Genomic DNA, 19,636 nt, shown 5'->3' on the forward strand with positions numbered 1-19,636 from the left:
TTAAATCTATCCTATCAAGGATAGCATAATTGACTGATTAAAAAAAGCCAAGGCCCTAGACCATACTAGGTTTTGGCTTTTTTTAAAACGCATTATTATTTGTCGTCTTTAACTTCTTCGAAGTCGCCGTCAACAGTACCATCGTCAGACTTACCGTCAGTTGCATTACCTTCAGCACCAGCAGCTTGTTGTGCTTCTTGTGCTTGTTGATATAACTTAACTGTTAATTCTTGAACGATTTCACTCAACGCATCGCGTTTTGTCTTCATGTCTTCAAGGTTGTTTTCTTGTTGTGCTTTGACTAATTCTTCTTTAGCATCTTTAGCCTTTTGTAATTCTTCGTCAGAAACTTTACCTTCAAGTTCTTTCAAAGTCTTATCTGTTTGGAAGATTAATTGATCAACATCGTTCTTCAAATCAACTTCTTCTTTACGTTTGTTGTCGGTTTCTTCATTTTCTTGAGCTTCTTTCATCATGCGATCGATTTCTTCGTCTGATAAACCAGAGTTACTCTTGATAGTGATTTTTTGTTCTTTATTTGTGCCAAGGTCTTTAGCAGAAACATTAACAATCCCGTTCTTATCAATATCGAATTTAACTTCGATTTGTGGCACACCACGAGGTGCAGCAGGAATATCTGTTAATTGGAAACGACCTAAAGTCTTGTTATCAGCAGCCATTGGACGTTCACCTTGTAAGACATGGATGTCTACGGCAGGTTGGTTGTCGGCAGCTGTTGAGAATGTTTGGGCTTTGCTTGTAGGAATTGTTGTGTTCCGGTCGATTAACTTCGTGAAGACACCACCCATTGTTTCAATCCCTAATGATAATGGTGTCACATCAAGTAAAACAACGTCTTTAACGTCACCTGAGATAACGCCACCTTGAACAGCAGCACCAAGAGCAACAGCTTCGTCAGGGTTGATTGAGTGATCAGGTTCCTTGCCTGTCCAGTTCTTAACAGCTTCTTGAACAGCAGGAATTCGTGTTGAACCACCGTTTAAGATGACCTTGTCAATGTCGCCTGATTCTAGACCAGCATCTTTCAAAGCATTCATAACAGGTGCTTTTGTCCGATCAACTAAGTCTGATGTTAACTTATCGAATTCAGCACGTGATAAAGTCATTTCCAAATGTAAAGGACCGTTTTCGCCGGCTGAGATAAATGGCAAGCTGATTTGGGTGCTTGTCACACCAGATAAATCTTTTTTAGCTTTTTCAGCAGCATCTTTTAGACGTTGCATAGCCATCTTGTCTTTTGACAAGTCAATACCGTTATCTGATTTGAAGTTTTCAACTAACCAGTTCATGATGGCTTCATCAAAGTCATCCCCACCTAAATGTGTATCACCGTTTGTTGATAATACTTGGAAGACACCGTCGCCTAATTCAAGAACAGAAACGTCGAAAGTCCCACCACCAAGGTCATAAACTAAGACTTTTTCGTCTGTTTCTGTCTTGTCCAAACCGTAAGCTAATGCTGAAGCTGTTGGTTCGTTGATAATCCGTTTAACATCTAAGCCGGCAATCTTACCAGCATCTTTAGTGGCTTGGCGTTGTGAATCATTGAAGTAAGCAGGTACTGTGATAACAGCTTCTGTGACTTCTTCACCAAGATAATCTTCAGCGAATTTCTTGATGTATTGTAAGATCATTGCTGAAACTTCTTGTGGTGTGTATGATTTGTCGCCAACAGTTACTTTATAACCTGCTTCGCCGATGTGACGTTTGATTGATGCGATTGTATCAGGGTTAGTGATTGCTTGGCGTTTTGCCACTTCACCAACTTGGATTTCGCCGTTTTTAAATGACACAACAGATGGTGTTGTCCGTGCGCCTTCTGGATTTGTGATAATTTTTGGTTGTCCGCCTTCTAATACGGCAACAGCTGAGTTGGTTGTCCCTAAGTCAATACCGATTACTTTACTCATAAAAAATACCCTCTTTTTTTAGATTTTTAGTTTAATTTATTGTGCAACAACGACCATTGCTGGTCTTAAGACGCGGTCCTTCAAGTAGTAGCCTTTTTGGAAGACTTGTACAACAGTATCCGCTTTTTGATCACCATCAACAGCGACCGTTTGCACGGCCTGATGAATGGTCGGATCAAAGGCTTGTCCTTGCGCCTCAATTTCCTTAACGCCATGATCTTCTAAAGCATGTTTCATATGATCGTATGTCATTTGAACACCCTTTTTAAGACTCTCAGCACTATCATCAGTTGCTTCAGTTGCCAACGCACGTTCTAGATTATCCAAAACGGGTAAGACATCTTTTGCAAGTGATTGCCCATCATATTTTAACAAGCTAGCTTGTTCTTTTTGATGACGGGTTTGAATGTTTTTAATTTCAGCTTGTGACCGTAAGAAACTATCTTCTAAATCATCGTATTTCTTTTGGAGTTCAGCAAGTTGAGCCGCTAAATCTGGCTTAGCTGCATCTTCGTCAGGTGCAGCATCTTCGATCACTTCATCTGCTTCTAATTCAGGTTCAAATGGCGTTTCTTCTTTAGGTGTTTCTGTTTCTGGCATTTCTGCTACTGGCTTTTCTTGTTTCTCAGCCTTTTCTTGCTTGGTCAAACAAACACGCTCCTTTTAAGATTGATCATCATCGAAATTCGCATAATAATCAATTAATTTCTTCGCTAACTCTTCACGGAATAAATCGAGTAACCCAATCATCCGCGAATAGGGCATGCTAGTGGGGCCCAGTAGTGCAATGACTCCCTGTCCGTGTTCACCAACGTCATAATTAACAGTCATTAGACTATAATGTTTCAACAGATCGTTGGCCATCTCGGTGCCCAGGCGAACCTGAACTTGGCTATTGGCGCCTCCAGGGGACAAATCTAGCAACTTGGCTAAATCATCTGAACGATTAATCATGTTATACAACGACTTCAGCTGGGTGACATCGGAGAACTCTGAAAAATTCAACAAGTTCATCTGACCGCCAACAAATAAGCGCTCTTGACTCGCCTTTTTCAAAACATCGTCGAAGATGTCTAAAAAGCCGGTCGGAGAAGCCATGTACTGGGCTAATAGCGCCGGTACATCCGTCTTTAACTTCTGACTAACCACGGTTAACGGTAAGCCAATTAGGTGATCATTAATGATTCGAATGGCTTTTTCGAGTTCATCACCCGAAATCGCTTGTGGAATGGTAAATACCTGATTATCAACTGTCCCTGCACTCGTCACGATAATCGCCATCACTTGGTGATTACTCAACGGTACTAGACGAAAACCAGTTAACCGAATCTCAGCCACTTCCGGTCCTAACGCGATTGCTGTATAGCTCGTTAGGTTCGATAAGATATTAGCCGATTGTGAGACGATTTCATCAATCTTATGATAGTGCTGTCCAAATGATTGTTGGACCGTTGCCACATCAACCGGATTGAGGGTTGCTGGTTGCATGAGATGGTCTAGATAGTAGCGATAGCCTTGCATCGACGGTACCCGTCCAGATGACGAATGCGTCTTCTCAATTAAACCGACACTTTCCAAATCAGCCATATCATTACGAATTGTTGCAGAACTAACGTGTACCGGCAATTCTGCCATTAACTTCTTAGAACCCACTGGCTGACCACTCTCTGTAAAAAGACGAATAATTTCTTTCAAAATCATTAATTGCCTTTCGGTCAGCATGTCATCACCTCTTTTTAGCACTTGAATATCATGAGTGCTAATTACAATTATTAATATAGCAAGAACGTCAAATAAAGTCAAGAAACGCACCGGCTTTTTTACGGATTTACTGAAAATCGGTCCTTAGACGGAGGGCCTTACTGGACCAAAGGACAAAATAAAAAACGAGCCGCTTCTTAGATGGAAGAGACTCGCTTTATGAAGTGGAATATTTATAACGTGCTTTTCAAACCATATTCCTGTGCCTAGCGACACAAGGCGAATGCTCAGAATATCCCTCGGTTTGAACGCACTCAATAACTATCTAGCAGAAACTCTTGGAAGACTTCATTGCCTAAGAACTTACCTGATTCAGTTAGTCTTAACCAATCGCCTTCTTGTTTGAGGTAGCCCTTTGCAATTTGGGTGGCAACTGTTTCGCCGTAAACATTTTGTAATGGATAATTGAATTTATCTTGAAAATGACTGATGGATACGCCTTGCATCGTCCGTAACCCGAGGAAGAGTTCTTCCTCCATTTGTTCGGTCAGTGGCAGAACATGGCGTTCAATGACTGGCACCTTATTTTCTTTTAAGGGTTCTAGGTATTGTTGAATTGGGCCGAAGTTATGGTAACGATCCTTACCTAAATAGCCGTAAGCACCGGCACCAAAGCCAAAATACTTTTCATTGCGCCAGTAAGTTAGATTATGCGCAGATTGAAAGCCTGGCTTGGCAAAATTACTGATTTCATATTGATCTAAGCCAGCCCGCTTGAAACTATCAATCGCGGCTTGATACATATGTGCTTCAACATCTTGCGATGGTAAATGCAACTTGCCTTGGCGCATCAAGTTATAGAAGATTGTTTTGCGTTCGAGAATCAATGAGTACGTCGAATAATGCGGTAAGTCGAGTTCAATTGCCTTATTCAAACTATCCATGAAATCCGCTTCACTTTGTTGTGGTAAGCGGAAAATCAAATCGATACTCATATTTTCGAAGCCGACCTTGCGCGCGTTATCGATTGCCCGATAAACATCCGCACTTCGGTGAATCCGCCCGATCTGTTTTAAAATCTGATCATTAAACGACTGCACGCCAATACTTAACCGGTTGACGCCGTTGTCCTTCAGAACTTGCAATTTTTCAGTATCTTGTAAGTCATTAGGATTGGCTTCAAACGTAAACTCACCACCCTCATAAGGTAAGTATTGATGAATCCCATCGATTAAACGTTGGAGTTGTGCTGGTGATAAAGTAGTTGGTGTCCCCCCACCGACATAGATCGTATCAATTGGTTCGTCTGGGGATTCTGCCATCACTAATTGAAACTCGCGAATCAACATATTGACATAATCATCGACCGGTTGACCTTCAATGAAAACCTTATTGAAATCGCAGTAGTAACAAATATGCTCGCAAAATGGGATGTGAATATAAGCGCCTGCCATTAATGTTGTGCCTCTAATTTCTCAAAATAAGTTCGGGTATCGGCTTCGTCTTGGTGGAGTTGGTCAATCAAGGCTTCCGCGGAGTCAAACTTCACTTCGCCGCGTAAGTAGTGATACCAATCCACTTTCACTTGTTCACCGTAAATATCGCCATTGAAATCTAATAAGTTAATCTCCACCGTTACCGGGTTATTGCTGTGGAACGTCACATTCCGACCAATTGAAGCCATGCCAATATACCATTGACCGCGCACTAAAAAGCGGACCGCATAAATCCCAATTCCTGGTAATCGTTCTGGTCGTTGCGATTCGATGTTAGCAGTTGGAAACCCTAATTCTCGCCCGCGTGCTTCACCATGCACTACTTCACCGGTCGTTTGGTAAACATAACCGAGTAATTCATTAGCTTCCGCAATCTTACCAGCATCTAAATCCTCTCGTACTAATGTCGAGCCGATTTTGACACCATTATGGTCATGTTCTGCAACTGTCACAATGGCAAAGCGCCCTTTGGCATAGTCTGACAATGTCGTCATATTCGCAATCTCTTTTTTACCATAAGTGTAATCAAAGCCAGCCACCACTGTATCCGCATGTAAAGCGACTAAGTATTGATCGACAAATGTTTGTGGGGCTAGTTGTGCAAATGCTTCATTAAAGTGCACGATGTAGAAAACATCAACGCCTAACTCCGCCATCAATTCTTGCTTGCGCTCAACCGTTGATAAATAACGGAATGACTCCCGATCGGCATTGCGATAAACAATGGCAGGATGGATATCAAACGTCATCACAGCTAATGGTAAACCTTTTTGAACTGCAATTTGTTTTGCTTTCCGAATTACAGCTTGATGGCCTCGATGTACGCCATCAAAAAAGCCAAGCGCCAAGACCACTTGGTCAGCTGGCACTTGTTCTTTTGAATATGGATGAATTAATTCAATGACACGCATATTTTTCACCTAGTTTTTTTTAATGAGTCCCTTGATTTTGTAAATACATTTTATAAGGGCGATAAAGATGTTGCGCTGCTTTTTCAACTTGATAGAGCGCCTTGATATGCCCTTGATAGGTCAACGCCACAATCTCATCGGTTTGTTCTGGCAATGTCAAGAACACACCGTTTAAAAGCTTGGCCCATTGATCGTCGTCTAAAGCAATCTTCTTGTAATCTTCAAATACATGGTCAATTGGCAATAAAACGTCTGCCAGTTCGCCCGCTTCAGCTTTTTGCGCCAATTGTTCCAACGTGATACAGTTACCAATTTGAATGCCGCCACTCTTAAGACGTGTCAAATCGGACATCACTGCGGGTAAACCGAGTTTACGACCGAAATCAACAGCTAATGTGCGGATATAAGTCCCCTTTGAGCAACCGACAATGAACCGGAATGTTTGGCGCCCAGATTCTGCGTCAAATTGTGGTTCACCATCCAAATCAAACTGCGTAATCGTGATTGAACGTTGTGGCCGTTCGACTGGATCACCAGCGCGCGCATAGTCGTATAAACGCCGCCCATTGACTTTCACCGCTGAAAACATGGGGGGAATCTGAATTGAATCGCCCAGAAAACTAGCGAGGGTCTCTTTGATTTTCTCAGTTGAAAAAGGTTCTGTTAAGCGCGCCTCTTCAACGACTTCACCATCTAAGTCTTCAGTCGTTGTTGATAAGCCAAGGGTGATTTCACCCGTGTAGACTTTACCAGAATGCACCAATTGATCAACAACCTTCGTTGCTTGACCGATACAGATTGGTAACACCCCATCGACGTTGGGATCCAACGTGCCAGAATGGCCCACTTTCTTCATGTGTAAAATGCGGCGCACTTTAAACACACAATCGTTACTCGTCATGCCGCGTTCTTTATATAAGGGTACAATGCCGTCCATAAGTAATCTCCTTTAAGTATTAACTAAACTATTATAGCATAGAGTGTGAAGTCGAACGGGATTAGCTTTATGATGCTGCTCAATTTATTATCAAAGCACAAAAAAAGATGGGACAAAAGAAACTCTTGCCCATCCTCGCTCAATGTTGTTTTATTAGTAACCTTTTTTACTCAGAAAAAGTGAGTCCTTTATTTTGAAACCGACTATCGATCCTAGCACTTTTTAATTCGATCGCAAAAATAATCTCTTTTTCCTGTTCTTCTTTGGATAAACTCTCAACATAGCCTGGTACTTGTTTTTGATAGGCCTCTGCTATATCACTAAAACGATACTGAGTTCGGTATACCTTGAGCCGGTTACTCGTGATTCACAATTCTTCACTAGTCGGTAGCGTAAAAATTGCGGCTCGCCCCAAATCGAGTTCACTGACTTTCGGCGCTTCGGGGTCGGTGCCAAAATACCAGACATTCGGTATCCCATCAAGCGTGACAAAATTAATCTGTCGACTAGACGGTTGTCCCAGGTTGTTCGCTGTACTCAGCACCATTGTATTAAACTGCTTAACCTATTTACGAAACTCGCTTAAGTTATTTTGATACAGCTCTGAACTAACCGGCTGACTATCAATATAAGCAATCGCATCATCAATCGTTTCTAATGCCGGGTTAGCCTCTAAATAATAAAGAATCTGTGGAATAATGTGGGATATTTCTCGTTGATAATAATAAAACTGCAACCAGCGATTAGATACTGATAAGGCCTCTGTATAACGCTTAACAATTCGCCGCCGATAGCGTTGGACGATATATTTTAACGGTCGATATTTAATCAACTTTTGAAAGAATAGTAATATGGTGCAAATGACTAAGTCAATTTAATAGATTATCGTTTCCATAAGGTCATTCAAACAAAAAAAGAGCCCCGCTTTCGCGGGGCTCTTTTTCACAGTTTAACGCTGTGCTTCATCTTCGTGTAACTTACGTAAAAGTTCGTCGATATGTTCACCATAACGCACTGAACCGTCTTGTTCAAAGGTGATTTCTGGAATCTTGTACAACTTAATCCGTTGGCCAAGTTCACTGCGAATCAATCCTTTAGCTTTATCTAAGCCAGCTTGTGTCTTTTCAGCGTCACTTGCTAAGCCAGATAAAATGCTGTAATAAACTTTAACATGTTGTAAGTCACCACTGAGATTAATATCAGTGATTGTGACCCCTTCAACTCGGGGATCACGCACTCTTTTTAATAAAATGTCATTTATTTCGCGTTGAATTTCTTGTTCAACCCGACCAACACGATGTTTCATTGCTTGTCCTCCTGTAAATTAATTATTTAACAGGTACTTCTTCCATCACGTAGGCTTCAATTTGATCATCAATCTTAATATCATTGTAATCTTCGATTGTCACACCACATTCAAAGCCAGTTTTGACTTCTTTAACGTCATCTTTGAAACGTTTCAAGCTTGAAAGTTTACCTTCATAAATCACGATACCGTCACGAATTAAGCGGACACCACTATCACGTTGGATAACGCCAGTGTCAACGATACAACCGGCAATTGTCCCGATCTTAGAAACATTGTATGTTTCACGAACAGTTAATTGACCCGTTACTTTTTCTTCGTAAACTGGTTCTAACATACCCTTCATAGCAGCTTCGATTTCTTCGATTGCCTTGTAGATGATTCGGTGTAAACGAATATCAACTTGTTCAGCATCGGCTTGGATCTTAGCTTGTGGTGTTGGACGAACGTTGAACCCGATGATGATGGCGTTACTTGCAGCAGCTAATGTGACGTCACTTTCGTTAATCGCACCAACGGCTTCATGAATAATATTCACGCGCACGCCTTCGACTTCAATCTTCCGTAAACTACCAGCCAAGGCTTCTGTTGAACCTTGTACGTCGGCTTTGATAATAACGCCAACTTCTTTTAATTCGCCTTGTTTCATTGTTTCGAACAAGTTATCTAATGTGACTGGGTTTGAACGGCTACGTTCCTTCAAGAGCGCACGTTTGGCACGTTCTTCACCAGCAGCACGAGCTGTTTTTTCGTCTTCAAAGACAACGAAACGGTCAGCTGCTTGTGGCACATCATTCAACCCAGTAATTTCAACTGGTTCTGATGGGAAGACTTCCTTCACACGACGACCGCGATCATTTGTCATGACACGGACACGACCAAAGGTATTCCCAACAACGATTGGATCACCAATCTTCAATGTCCCTTGTTGGATCAAGAGTGATGCAACAGGTCCTTTACCCTTATCAAGACGGGCTTCGATAACTGTCCCAACCGCTTTTTGATCTGGGTTAGCCTTCAATTCAAGCACGTCGGCTTCAAGAAGCACCATTTCAAGTAATTCATCAATGTTTTCACCAGTCTTAGCTGAGATCTTAACAAAGATGGTATCGCCACCCCAGTCTTCAGGAACAAGGCCGTAACCCATCAATTGTTCCATGACGTGATCTGGGTTTGCGCCTGGTTTATCAATCTTATTCACCGCAACGATGATTGGGGCTTTAGCAGCCTTGGCATGGTTGATGGCTTCGATTGTTTGTGGCATCACACCGTCATCAGCAGCAACAACTAAGATGATGATATCAGTGATATCAGCACCACGCGCACGCATGTTACTGAAGGCCGCATGTCCAGGTGTATCCAAGAATGTGATTAACCGATCGTTTAACTTCGTTTGATAAGCACCGATATGTTGCGTAATCCCACCGGCTTCACCATCAGTCACGTGACTGTTACGTAAGTTATCCAATAGGGTTGTCTTACCATGATCAACGTGCCCCATGATTGTGACAACTGGTGGACGGCTCACAAGGTTAGCATCACTCTTAGCTTCTGTTTCAAATACTGAATCGATATCAGCAATATCCACTTCCACTTTTTGTTCTGCTTCGATGCCGTAATCCGTTGCTAATAATTCGATTGTATCCTTATCAAGTGATTGGTTCATGTTAACCATAATCCCTAACATGAATAACTTCTTGATAATTTCAGCTGGTTCACGGTGAATCTTCTTAGCGATGTCCGCAACGTTCATGCCTTCAGAGTAAACTAATACTTCTGGTAATGGCCGTTCTTTACGTTGTGGCATTTCCTTCTTAGCTGCATTTTGTTCAGCTAATTGTTGCTTACGGGTCTTCTTACGTTTCTTATTGAAACGTTGTTGATTGTTACCGTATCTGTTATACCCGCCGCCACGTTTCTTATCTGGACCAAAGTTCTTTGGCTTGCTTGCTGTATTGTTTGATGCTGGTTTAGCAGCACTCACCGTATTAGCTTGCATTTTTTGTTGCATTTCTTGTGCCGAAACTGGCCGACTTTGGTTCGAGTTGTTATTAGGACGGCTGTTTGTATTGTTTGCTGGACGGCCGTTGTTATTGCTGTTTGCAGGACGATTATTTGTTGTCGTTGGGCGTGCGCCGGCTGGCTTGTTGCCGGCTGGACGACTGCTGTTATTACCGTTTGGTTTAGCAGCTGGCCGTGGGCGGTTGCTTTGTTGACGGCGTTTCTTTTCGTCTGCTTCGCGTTGTTCACGTTGTTGTTGAATGCGTTCTTGTGTTCTTTGACGACGTGCATTAGCTTGTGAGATTTGTTCTTGCAAGCTCAATGGTTGGTTTGACCCAGCTGGACGCGCATTGCCGTTTGTCCGGTTAGCCGCATTATTGTTAGGGCGACCATTATTAGGACGAGCGTTATTGTTGTTAGGACGACCATTGGCATTGTTGCGGTTTTGACCATTTGCTACTTGGCCATTCCGGTTGCCTTGTGGGCGTTGGTTGTTTGAACGAGGTGCTGTTTTGCTGCTAGCTTCTGGACGACGACGGATAGCGGCTTTGTTAATCTTAATCTTACCGTTATCTGTTTTTTCGCTTGCCTTTGGTGCAGCAGGTGCTGCGGCTGGCTTGCTGTCAGTTGTCGTTGCAGCTGGTTTTGTTTCCTTATGGAAGATGGCTCTCAAAGCTTTTTCTTGATTGTCATCGATAGTTGCCATGTGATTTTTTAGATCGTAACCTTTTTTAACGGCAGTTTCTAAAAGATCTTTGCTGGCAACGTTAATTTCTTTTGCTAATTCATAGATACGTTTTTTACCCATATCTTCACGCTCCTTTATTATCCCAGTAGCGTTATCATCTTTTTGGCAAACCCGGCATCAACAACCGCGATGGTGGCTCTATGTAATCCAATTGCTTGGGTTAGCTGGGCCGCGGTATACGCTTTTGTTTCCGGGATTTCGTAGAAATGACTCTTGTCAGTCAATTTCTTCTGTGTCAGTTGGCTAATGTCTGAGCCGATAAAAACCAATTTCGCTTTTTGCTGCTGAATGGCTTTTAGGACTTGTTCTTCACCACTGACCAGTTGCCGTGCTCTCATGCAAATACCTAAGAGTTGTAATAAACGGTCTGGTTGTTCACTCATTTTCGTTCTCCAAATAATTCTAGCCGAGCCTTTTGATGATCAACATATTCGAATAATTCTGTATAAAATGATTCTGCAACGTCAATCCCAAACGTCTTTTCTAAAATTTTCTTGCTTTGGGCGGTCTTGATTGCATCAGGTTCTAGTGAAACATAAGCGCCACGACCTGATTTCTTACCAGTTGGGTCAATACTAATCTCACCTTCGGCAGTCTTTACAATCCGCACCATTTCTTTTTTAGGCTTCATTTCTTGCGAAATAACGTCTTTTCTCATTGGTACTTTTCTTTGTTTCATCATGAACACCTCACTTATTCTTGTGGTTGTTCTTCAGAATCAACAGCAGAATCCGTTGCTTGGTCTTCGAAGCCTTCAACAGCTTCTGTTGTTTCTTCTTCAAAACCTTCAACGACTGCACCTTCATCTTGACTGTCGTCTTCATCAACGAATTCGACTTCAGATTCAGGTTTGATGTCAATCTTGTAGCCCGTTAGCTTCGCAGCTAACCGTGCATTTTGACCTTTTTTACCAATTGCCAATGACAATTGATAATCAGGGACGATGACTGTACATGTATGTTCGTTATCACCGTTAAATTGAACAGCGATGACTTCGGCAGGATTCAAGGCATTGGCGATGTAGTCTGAAGGATCTTCTTCCCACTTCACAATGTCCATGTTTTCGCCGTGTAATTCATTAACAACTAGTTGAACCCGTTGTCCCTTAGGCCCAACACAGGTGCCGACTGGGTCGACGTTGGGGTCTGTTGAACGAACAGCCATCTTTGTCCGATCGCCAGCTTCGCGAGCGATTGAGACAATTTCAACGGTGCCGTCATAAATTTCTGGAACTTCTTGTTCGAATAAACGTTTCACTAAATCAGGGTGTGTCCGACTAACAAAGACTTGTGGGCCTTTAGTTGTGTTTTCCACTTTTGAAACGTAAACCTTAATCCGATCATGTGCTTGGTATTCCTCGTTTGGAATTTGGTCTTGCTTGCTTAAAACAGCTTCGATCTTGCCTAAGTTGACATAGATGAACTTGTTATCGCGGCGTTCAACGACCCCTTGCATAATTTCGTTTTCGTATTGACTGTATTCATTGTAAATGATACTTCTTTCAGCTTCACGAACCCGTTGCATAATCACTTGTTTAGCAGTTTGGGCTGCAATTCGGCCGAAGTCTTTTGGTGTGACTTCAAAACGAATTGTATCGCCCACTTCGTATGCCTTGTTAATTTCCAAAGCATCTTGGTAGCTCACTTCAAGCCGTGAATCAAACACTTCTTCAGTGACTTCTTTAACAGCATAGACGTGGATGTTCCCCTTCTTTTGATCGAATTCAACTTCCACGTTTTGTGCTTGACCGTAATTCCGCTTATAAGCAGAAACAAGTGCTGCTTCAAGGGCTTCAATAACAATCTCTTTTTTAACGCCTTTTTCTTGTTCTAGCGCATCAAGTGCACCTAACATTTCCTTGCTCATGTAACTAGCCTACCTTTACTAAAATTCAATTGCTAAGCGAGCTTTGGCAATTTCCTTACGATTAAACGTTACTTCTTTTTGACGCGTTTTAATTTTAATCACTAAAGTTAAAGTGTCATCATCAAGGGCTTTTAGTGTACCTTGATAGATTTTCTCGCCATCAACAGCTTGGTATAACGAGATATGAATGTATTCGCCAAGTGCTTTTTGGAAATCGGCTTCCTTCTTTAAAGGACGCTCTGCACCAGGTGATGAAACATCTAAGAAATAAGCCTGCGGAATTGGATCCGGGTCGATTGAATCCAGTTTCTCACTTAACGCATCGTTTACTAAGGCACAATCTTCAAGGTCAATGCCATTTGGTTTGTCAATGAAGACGCGCAGATACCAACTGCTACCTTCTTTAACAAATTCAATGTCCACTAATTCAAAATGGTGTTGATCAAGAATCGGCACGATCAGATCGTGAACTGTTTCCACAACGGTACTCAAATGATTCCCTCCAATTCATTTTTATATTTCAGATTAGACGTGCTCCAATAAAAAGAGTGAGCATTTCTGCTCACTCGCTCTGAAGTATCTAATTACTGATAACAATATACCATATTTTTCATGAAAATACAAACAACCGCTTTAATTTTCAGTGGTTGCGACGCTATTTTGCGTCTTACCCGTCGTCAAGATTTCATGGAAGTTTTCAAAACTAATCTCGACCATGTTCTTGAGTGCTTCGTCAGTATTTGAACCAACGTGTGGCGTCAACAAGACACGGGGGTATAAATCAATCAATTCTTGGGTGGTTGCATCTGGCACAGGTTGGTCTGCCGGGAATTGCTTGAAGAAGATTTCGCCTTCAGCTGGTAATACGTCAGCGGCAAAAGCTCCCAGTTGATTAGCTTTCAAGGCGTCGATAATCGCACGGTTATCTTGCAATTGACCGCGGGCTGTATTCACCAAGATTGCATCGTTCTTCATCTTTGCGATTAAGTCTGCATTGATGAATTGGTCGTTTTGACCAGCGAAGTATGGAATGTGCAAGCTGACAATGTCACTTTGGGCTAATAATTCATCCAAGCTGACAAAATCAAGCACTTCCTTAGCGATTTCTGATGGATATAAGTCATAACCCACAACCTTGGCACCTAAGCCTTTGTATAACTTCGCTTCGGTGTAGCCAATCTTGCCAGTCCCGATAATCCCAACCGTACAGTTGCGGACTTCTTTACTGAACATCACTGGGCTCACACGGAAATCATGATGGGCTGTCCGATTCGTTGTGTAAGTGGTGTGACGCAACAATGACATCCCTAGCGTCAATGCCAATTCAGCAATCGCGTTTGGCGAGTAGGCTGGCACGCGAGCAACTTCCATGTTGTACTTGCCTGCTGCGGCCAAATCGATATGACCGTAACCGACTGTCCGGGTAAACACGTAACGAATCCCGTATTCATTCAACTTCGCTAAGTTTTGCGCATCAGCGGTACAGTTGGCACGTAACAAGACTGCGTCATGGCCCTTAGCCGTTTCGATATTGTCGTGCGTCAGTAAGTCTTCAATTAACGTTAAATCATAATCGTAGTTGTTATATTTATTGAACGTCGCCACTTCATTCGGACGAACGCCGTAACAAGCAATTTTAAACATTTAATTTCCCTCTTCCTAGAAAATCCCGATTTGGTTAATCACTTCTAAAATCACTAACCAGACTGGCGTCATCACAACAGCTAAGACCGTTGATAGTAATGACGCGTTCGATGCTAAGACCGCATCCTTGTCAAAACTAATCGCGTAAGCAGCGGCGACCGTTGCCGTTGGCGTTGCCATCATGATGACAATCGTTGCCAAACTGATATAGCTAACTGGTAAAATGTGGGTCATTGTTAAGATGGCCAATAACAGGATGTTTAAAGCAGGTACTAAAATCACTTTGTTAATACTATAAATCCATGATGTCTTGTCCGAAGCAGCTTCTTTGAAGCTGATTTCGCCAAGCGTTGTCCCAATTGCTAACCAAGCTAATGGTGAACATAAACCAGCTAAGTACGTCATTGGTTTGAACAACCATGGCGCTGTTTGATCAATTCGTAAGAAAGCCACTGAATGCCCAGCAACCGCCACTTGTGGTAATGCGCCTTGGATTAACCAGATGATTAACCCCGCAAATGTGGCGATCACGATTGGATTTAAGAACATGTTTTTCAAGTTCTTCGATTCCATCTTCAAGCCACTCATCTTGATGTACCCATATGAGTATAAGAACACGCGATAACCAATGTTGAAAATTGAGCTATACATAACCCCTTTAGCTCCGAAAACTGCCCCAACAATTGGAATCCCGAAGAACGTTGTTGAACCAAAGATGGTCAACACGCGCAATGTATCTTGTTGATCACCCTTAAAGCGTAAGTATAACGGTTTTGAAATTAAAATTAAAATAATATAGATCAAGAAGCCCCAAACTAAAACGTTGATGCCTTCTTTTAAAGTCTTCCCATTAATATCTTGCATGAATGAGTTGAATGCCAAAGCTGGTAAAGCAACCGTTAAAACGACTTTTGACAGAATCTTCCCAAATTTATCCGTGAAGATCTCGCGTTTGCGGCAGTAGAATCCTAATAAAATAATAAACACTGTCGACGTGATCGAACTCACAATATCCATGTTCGTAAACGTCTTCGTTAAAATATCGCCAATACTCATCTGTACTCTCCTCTGTTATAACATTTAGTCCGCTGTATTACAACACGGACAACTGATATCGATTATAACAAGAAAGTAACGGAAAAGAAATAGGGCAAAAGAAAAAGAGTGAAAAATAACTTCACTCTTTCTCAGACCTAAATTTTGTATTCATTTTCATTACATGCTATATATTAATTATCTAAACTGCCAAGGAGGCCTTCTCATGCCCAGACAAAGCATCTTCAACATGTCTCTTTCCAAAATCTACCCCATGCTCGTCCAAAAAGCCGAACGCAAAAACCGCACCCAAGCCGAAGTCAATCAGATTATCCGCTGGCTAGCCGGCTACACCCAAACTGAACTCGAAACCCAACTCTCAAAAGACATCCCCTACCAAACGTTCTTCGAAGAAGCACCGCAGATGAACCCAAACTGTAATCTAATCACCGGCGTGGTTTGCGGCGTCCGCGTTGAAGCCATTGAAGACCCACTGATGCAAAAAATTCGCTGGCTGGATAAGTTGGTGGATGAACTGGCTAAGGGGAAGACGATGGAGAAGATACTACGAGAATAACTAAAGCACTCATAAAAATAAAGCCTTAGGGATTAGCTTGAAAAACTAATCCCTAAGGCTTTATTCATTACACATCTAATCTTTTAAAAACTGTTGTTGAACTGGTTTAAACAAATTTCTAACTGTCCCAAAGCGAGGCGGATAATCATTAGAGCCACCAGACTCAATCACTGTTCCGTCTGCATAGGTCGCGGTTACTGACCATTGCTCACCATCAATGATAGACTCGTTAATATAATAGTCAGCCCACTTTGGAAGTTGCAATCTTGAAAGTCGATTACGAACCCGACGGATAGTATCTGCATCCAATTGAAACCTAATTTCTTCAGGGTGAATAAATTCATACGTTACCATTCTGCCAATCATCAAACCAGTTTCTAAATCAAGACTATATACTTCATGCGGGCCAAAATAACCATGACTTGCGAATTCAAATTTATAGCTCCATAGTTTAAAGCATTACATATCATATTACTTCAAAAAAGACGTTAGGAAGTTTTCTTCACTCTTCTTCATTGCTTCTTTAAACGCTTGATAACCTACAGCATCATCTGTTTCGGCCCGTACCTCAGGAATCTTCAAACCTAATTTTGCAATCATCACCGATTCACGGACTGATACATTATCCTCATAGGTTACTCCTTGTCTCAGATGCAATGGCGTAACGAGTTCGTCCGTATGATTAGGATAGATGTAATAGCCTTGTTGAGCATCAAAGCGTGCCATATATGCAACTAACTGCAAATAATCCTGGTTACCGATATTTCCTTGTGGCTTATACTTTGCATCAGCAATAATACGCTGTTCTTGGACGCGACTGATAAAATCAGGATAGATTAATCCGCCTCGGTCGAATAAGTATTGTCCACCCACACGACTTTTATTCATTGGGTGATAAAACCACGGTCCAATCAATTGATTAATATACTCTTCCCAGAGCCACGCACAGTCAAATAGAATACCTTGTACTTGTTGACTGCCGCCACCAATTCGTTGTTTTTCAAACTGCAAAATCATTAAACACAACCGTTGTAAACTTCGATATTCTCTATAATAAGCATGTCGAATCGGATTTTCTTTATTTTTAGTGATAATCGTTCGACGATCATAATCTTCATAATGTTTTGTTGCAACAACTATTGTAGCTACCTCATCAGATATCTTGCCTAAGACAGCCTTCCCGTACGATTTATTTCTGATAAATTCAATCGTATGGCGAATTAGCAATGTTACTTCATTCTCATATGAAAATTCACGTTGATTATAAGCAATATTTCCAATAAATGGGCTATTTTGCCTAATATGACGTGCCACATCAATTGTTCCACGTATATTACTGTCATTATATTGACGCCGACCATAAGTTTTAAAAAGGCCTTTGCGTAGCGCTTTTTTTAAATAAAGTGGCAATAAAAAAGCCAATAAGTCAAACCCCAATCTATCCCGCTGTGCCTCCGTATTTAACGCCATCAAGTTAGGCATATCAAACACCCGCTCAATTAGATACTGAAAAAAATAATTGTTCGCCGATCTTTCAAAACGAGACTGAATAATCAGCCTCTCATCTTGATAACCAATAAAACCAGCTAAATTACTGGTTTGATAATCCTCATTAATACTTCGAAGAACCATTTGATCGGCAGTAAGATCGTCGGCATTGGCAATTATTTCTGGAAAAATAAAAAGGTGATCATTCTTTAGTTGCGTTAGCGTTTGATTAACTAATTTATTTGTAAGTTTAGGGATATCCTTATAGTGTTCTTTTAATTCACGTTGATTATCCCTAGTCGTTTTCAGCATCATTATTCAATCCTGCCATTTTATTAGGATTATCATACGCTCTCTTAAAGTTAGTCATATATTTCACCTCATCATAGAGTCCACGTACATAGTCCTGTAACAACGGTTCCAAATAATCTGACCACAATTGTTCGAAGGAAACTGTTGCTAGTTTTAGAAAGTATGCTGCACCAATTTGATAATTTTCATTCAACTCGTCCACATCAATAATTGCCTGATTTAATGCAAACATGCGGTTGGTCGCTTCGGTTTGCTTATCCCCTAAAGCTGCCAACATCCCAATATGTTCATTAGCCTTAACTTCAATAAAGCGGAATCGACGGCGCATCGCAAAATCAAAACTATCAACCGATCGATCAATATCATTCATTGTTCCAATAATATAAACATTCTCCGGAATATAAAACTTCTCCATCGGATCATCATGTAAATTGGTATATTGCGTCGAAACTGCCCCTTCTTCACCACGATAGCCCGGATCAATTGAGAAGAATAGTTCACCAAATATTTTAGAGATTTCACCGCGGTTGATTTCATCAATAATGAAAACATAGGGTTTAGGCGCCGTCAGTTGAACTTCAACATACTCTTTTAGCCCCAAATTATCTTTCATATATTGGACAATTGCCTTTCGATAATTATCATGACCGCCCTTTTCGACACCCGGTTTACCTTGATAAATATTGTAAAGCTGCGTTTTATTATAAAAGCGACTCTTCCCTTGAATCCAATTACCAACCCCGTACTCGCCTGGGTAGGTTCTTGTCGTTAGACCATTTCCTTGTTCATTCAGCTCAATTTGAAAGTAACCACTTCGAGCATTCGGAATATTTAAATAACCGACCTCCTCTAATTTTAAAATGAGTTGTTCCCAAACTAATTTAAAATTATCAGCACCGCCTTTTTGAGCCTTTCTTGCGTTCATTACGAACTCTTTAAATACTCCGTTTTGTAATTTAAATCCTATTTCCCCATCATCAGTAGTAACCGGACGAAGGCCTTCAACAAAATCAGTGTAATCATAACTTGGGTGAAATTGAACAAAACCAACTTGTTGCTTCTGTTCTAAGGTTAAGTCAGCGTATTTTTGAACAGAACCATTACTAATTAAACTCGCAGCAATGCCCTTAGCAAGATATGATTTCCCCGTTCCAGGGGCGCCCCGTAGAATAATATTTTTAGATTCTTTCAGTTTTTCCTCTAAATTACCTAACACATCATTGTCCCCATTCCGTACTGGATAGTTTGTAAATATTGCATAAAAATGAGTAAGTTTCTGATTGGGTATATCTTTCGAAAATAAATCTAAATCGTCCACTTGGTATGCTTCATTTAATTCAGTATCGTGTTGATCTTGATGCACAATAATTCGTAACGTTTCAATTTTCTGCTGTCTGAAACTTGCACGGATATTAACACTCTTACCTACTGCCAAATCATAATTCAAATATGGCAACTTACTATCGCCTTCACCGCTAAGTGGTCCATATGATCCCGAATTAAAAAGATGGATCATATAATGAATATTATCGATTTCCAACTCATCAAAATTACCGGTATGTCTAAATCGATTCTTTTCAAACCCAGATGCGCCCACTGTCGTACTGCGTCCTTCTTTTGATTGAATATTCAAATTCGCTTGTTCGACAAAGCGACGTAATAACCACTTAAATTGACTCACAT

Annotated in this window: 19 protein-coding genes; 1 reads left to right on the forward strand and 18 read right to left on the reverse strand. The window is 41.3% G+C overall.

From position 1 onward, the window contains the following. Positions 1–95 precede the first annotated feature (95 nt). The 15 genes from dnaK to ACF1X7_RS00260 form a co-directional block, all read right to left on the reverse strand. Positions 96–1,931, reverse strand: a complete 1,836-nt coding sequence (gene dnaK, locus ACF1X7_RS00190) for a molecular chaperone DnaK (protein ID WP_411162320.1) — start codon at positions 1,929–1,931, stop codon at positions 96–98. Positions 1,932–1,967: 36 nt separating this feature from the next. After that, positions 1,968–2,579, reverse strand: a complete 612-nt coding sequence (gene grpE, locus ACF1X7_RS00195) for a nucleotide exchange factor GrpE (RefSeq protein WP_004265440.1) — start codon at positions 2,577–2,579, stop codon at positions 1,968–1,970. A 15-nt stretch (positions 2,580–2,594) separates the two neighbouring features. After that, positions 2,595–3,653: a heat-inducible transcriptional repressor HrcA gene (gene hrcA / locus ACF1X7_RS00200; protein ID WP_004270039.1), complete on the reverse strand. Its 1,059-nt coding sequence runs from the start codon at positions 3,651–3,653 to the stop codon at positions 2,595–2,597. Positions 3,654–3,946: 293 nt separating this feature from the next. Next, entirely contained in the window at positions 3,947–5,086 is a 1,140-nt protein-coding gene (gene hemW / locus ACF1X7_RS00205) for a radical SAM family heme chaperone HemW (RefSeq protein ID WP_411162321.1), read from the reverse strand. After that, entirely contained in the window at positions 5,086–6,039 is a 954-nt protein-coding gene (ribF, locus tag ACF1X7_RS00210; RefSeq protein ID WP_004270074.1) for a riboflavin biosynthesis protein RibF, read from the reverse strand. The genes hemW and ribF overlap by 1 nt, the downstream gene beginning before the upstream one ends. Before the next feature lie 19 nt (positions 6,040–6,058). Beyond that, positions 6,059–6,976, reverse strand: coding sequence for a tRNA pseudouridine(55) synthase TruB (gene truB / locus ACF1X7_RS00215; RefSeq protein WP_039098747.1), 918 nt, complete (start codon positions 6,974–6,976; stop codon positions 6,059–6,061). A gap of 565 nt (positions 6,977–7,541) precedes the next feature. Then, on the reverse strand, positions 7,542–7,808 hold the full coding sequence (locus ACF1X7_RS00220; RefSeq protein ID WP_198929587.1) for a hypothetical protein: 267 nt from the start codon (positions 7,806–7,808) through the stop codon (positions 7,542–7,544). Positions 7,809–7,925: 117 nt separating this feature from the next. Then, positions 7,926–8,282 (reverse strand): 30S ribosome-binding factor RbfA, encoded by a 357-nt coding sequence (gene rbfA, locus ACF1X7_RS00225; RefSeq protein WP_004270040.1) that lies wholly within the window; start codon positions 8,280–8,282, stop codon positions 7,926–7,928. 22 nt (positions 8,283–8,304) lie between these two features. Then, a complete protein-coding gene (gene infB, locus ACF1X7_RS00230; protein ID WP_411162322.1) occupies positions 8,305–11,091 on the reverse strand; it encodes a translation initiation factor IF-2 in 2,787 nt (928 codons plus the stop codon). 17 nt (positions 11,092–11,108) lie between these two features. Next, positions 11,109–11,414, reverse strand: coding sequence for a L7Ae/L30e/S12e/Gadd45 family ribosomal protein (locus ACF1X7_RS00235; protein WP_004265406.1), 306 nt, complete (start codon positions 11,412–11,414; stop codon positions 11,109–11,111). Continuing rightward, on the reverse strand, positions 11,411–11,710 hold the full coding sequence (gene rnpM, locus ACF1X7_RS00240) for an RNase P modulator RnpM (RefSeq protein WP_035186055.1): 300 nt from the start codon (positions 11,708–11,710) through the stop codon (positions 11,411–11,413). The genes ACF1X7_RS00235 and rnpM overlap by 4 nt, the downstream gene beginning before the upstream one ends. A gap of 14 nt (positions 11,711–11,724) precedes the next feature. After that, on the reverse strand, positions 11,725–12,897 hold the full coding sequence (nusA, locus tag ACF1X7_RS00245) for a transcription termination factor NusA (protein ID WP_069468107.1): 1,173 nt from the start codon (positions 12,895–12,897) through the stop codon (positions 11,725–11,727). Positions 12,898–12,915: 18 nt separating this feature from the next. Next, positions 12,916–13,389: a ribosome maturation factor RimP gene (rimP, locus tag ACF1X7_RS00250; protein WP_004270055.1), complete on the reverse strand. Its 474-nt coding sequence runs from the start codon at positions 13,387–13,389 to the stop codon at positions 12,916–12,918. A gap of 141 nt (positions 13,390–13,530) precedes the next feature. Continuing rightward, positions 13,531–14,541, reverse strand: a complete 1,011-nt coding sequence (locus tag ACF1X7_RS00255) for a 2-hydroxyacid dehydrogenase (RefSeq protein ID WP_004270060.1) — start codon at positions 14,539–14,541, stop codon at positions 13,531–13,533. A gap of 15 nt (positions 14,542–14,556) precedes the next feature. Next, positions 14,557–15,597, reverse strand: a complete 1,041-nt coding sequence (locus ACF1X7_RS00260; RefSeq protein WP_069468105.1) for an AEC family transporter — start codon at positions 15,595–15,597, stop codon at positions 14,557–14,559. Between the two features lie 205 nt (positions 15,598–15,802). On the opposite strand from ACF1X7_RS00260, the gene ACF1X7_RS00265 reads away from it, so the two are divergent. Then, positions 15,803–16,153, forward strand: coding sequence for a DUF2200 domain-containing protein (locus tag ACF1X7_RS00265; RefSeq protein WP_035146129.1), 351 nt, complete (start codon positions 15,803–15,805; stop codon positions 16,151–16,153). A 75-nt stretch (positions 16,154–16,228) separates the two neighbouring features. Here ACF1X7_RS00265 and ACF1X7_RS00270 read toward each other — a convergent pair whose 3' ends face one another. The 3 genes from ACF1X7_RS00270 to ACF1X7_RS00280 all read right to left on the reverse strand — a co-directional run bounded on the left by ACF1X7_RS00270 (position 16,229) and on the right by ACF1X7_RS00280 (position 19,586). Then, positions 16,229–16,519 carry a hypothetical protein gene (locus tag ACF1X7_RS00270; RefSeq protein ID WP_411162323.1) on the reverse strand — a complete coding sequence of 97 codons (291 nt, stop codon included), beginning with the start codon at positions 16,517–16,519 and terminating at the stop codon, positions 16,229–16,231. A 105-nt stretch (positions 16,520–16,624) separates the two neighbouring features. Beyond that, positions 16,625–17,956 (reverse strand): 5-methylcytosine restriction system specificity protein McrC, encoded by a 1,332-nt coding sequence (locus ACF1X7_RS00275; RefSeq protein WP_136904098.1) that lies wholly within the window; start codon positions 17,954–17,956, stop codon positions 16,625–16,627. Next, the gene (locus tag ACF1X7_RS00280; protein ID WP_411162324.1) at positions 17,937–19,586 is read right to left on the reverse strand and encodes an McrB family protein; all 1,650 of its coding nucleotides are present in this window, start codon (positions 19,584–19,586) and stop codon (positions 17,937–17,939) included. Before ACF1X7_RS00280 ends, ACF1X7_RS00275 begins: the two co-directional genes overlap by 20 nt. Positions 19,587–19,636 lie beyond the last annotated feature (50 nt).

Origin of the sequence: Latilactobacillus sp. VITA-14 (assembly GCF_046580785.1) — a bacterium.
GTDB classification, from domain to species: Bacteria; Bacillota; Bacilli; order Lactobacillales; family Lactobacillaceae; genus Latilactobacillus; species Latilactobacillus curvatus.

Bases quoted from the DNA above. Each gene is read 5' to 3' on its own strand.
- dnaK (WP_411162320.1), bottom strand. From the start codon at position 1,931: ATGAGTAAAGTAATCGGTATTGACTTAGGGACAACCAACTCAGCTGTT.
- hrcA (WP_004270039.1), bottom strand. From the start codon at position 3,653: ATGCTGACCGAAAGGCAATTAATGATTTTGAAAGAAATTATTCGTCTT.
- hemW (WP_411162321.1), bottom strand. From the start codon at position 5,086: ATGGCAGGCGCTTATATTCACATCCCATTTTGCGAGCATATTTGTTAC.
- ribF (WP_004270074.1), bottom strand. From the start codon at position 6,039: ATGCGTGTCATTGAATTAATTCATCCATATTCAAAAGAACAAGTGCCA.
- truB (WP_039098747.1), bottom strand. From the start codon at position 6,976: ATGGACGGCATTGTACCCTTATATAAAGAACGCGGCATGACGAGTAAC.
- rbfA (WP_004270040.1), bottom strand. From the start codon at position 8,282: ATGAAACATCGTGTTGGTCGGGTTGAACAAGAAATTCAACGCGAAATA.
- infB (WP_411162322.1), bottom strand. From the start codon at position 11,091: ATGGGTAAAAAACGTATCTATGAATTAGCAAAAGAAATTAACGTTGCC.
- ACF1X7_RS00235 (WP_004265406.1), bottom strand. From the start codon at position 11,414: ATGAGTGAACAACCAGACCGTTTATTACAACTCTTAGGTATTTGCATG.
- rnpM (WP_035186055.1), bottom strand. From the start codon at position 11,710: ATGAAACAAAGAAAAGTACCAATGAGAAAAGACGTTATTTCGCAAGAA.
- nusA (WP_069468107.1), bottom strand. From the start codon at position 12,897: ATGAGCAAGGAAATGTTAGGTGCACTTGATGCGCTAGAACAAGAAAAA.
- ACF1X7_RS00255 (WP_004270060.1), bottom strand. From the start codon at position 14,541: ATGTTTAAAATTGCTTGTTACGGCGTTCGTCCGAATGAAGTGGCGACG.
- ACF1X7_RS00260 (WP_069468105.1), bottom strand. From the start codon at position 15,597: ATGAGTATTGGCGATATTTTAACGAAGACGTTTACGAACATGGATATT.
- ACF1X7_RS00265 (WP_035146129.1), top strand. From the start codon at position 15,803: ATGCCCAGACAAAGCATCTTCAACATGTCTCTTTCCAAAATCTACCCC.
- ACF1X7_RS00270 (WP_411162323.1), bottom strand. From the start codon at position 16,519: ATGATTGGCAGAATGGTAACGTATGAATTTATTCACCCTGAAGAAATT.
- ACF1X7_RS00275 (WP_136904098.1), bottom strand. From the start codon at position 17,956: ATGATGCTGAAAACGACTAGGGATAATCAACGTGAATTAAAAGAACAC.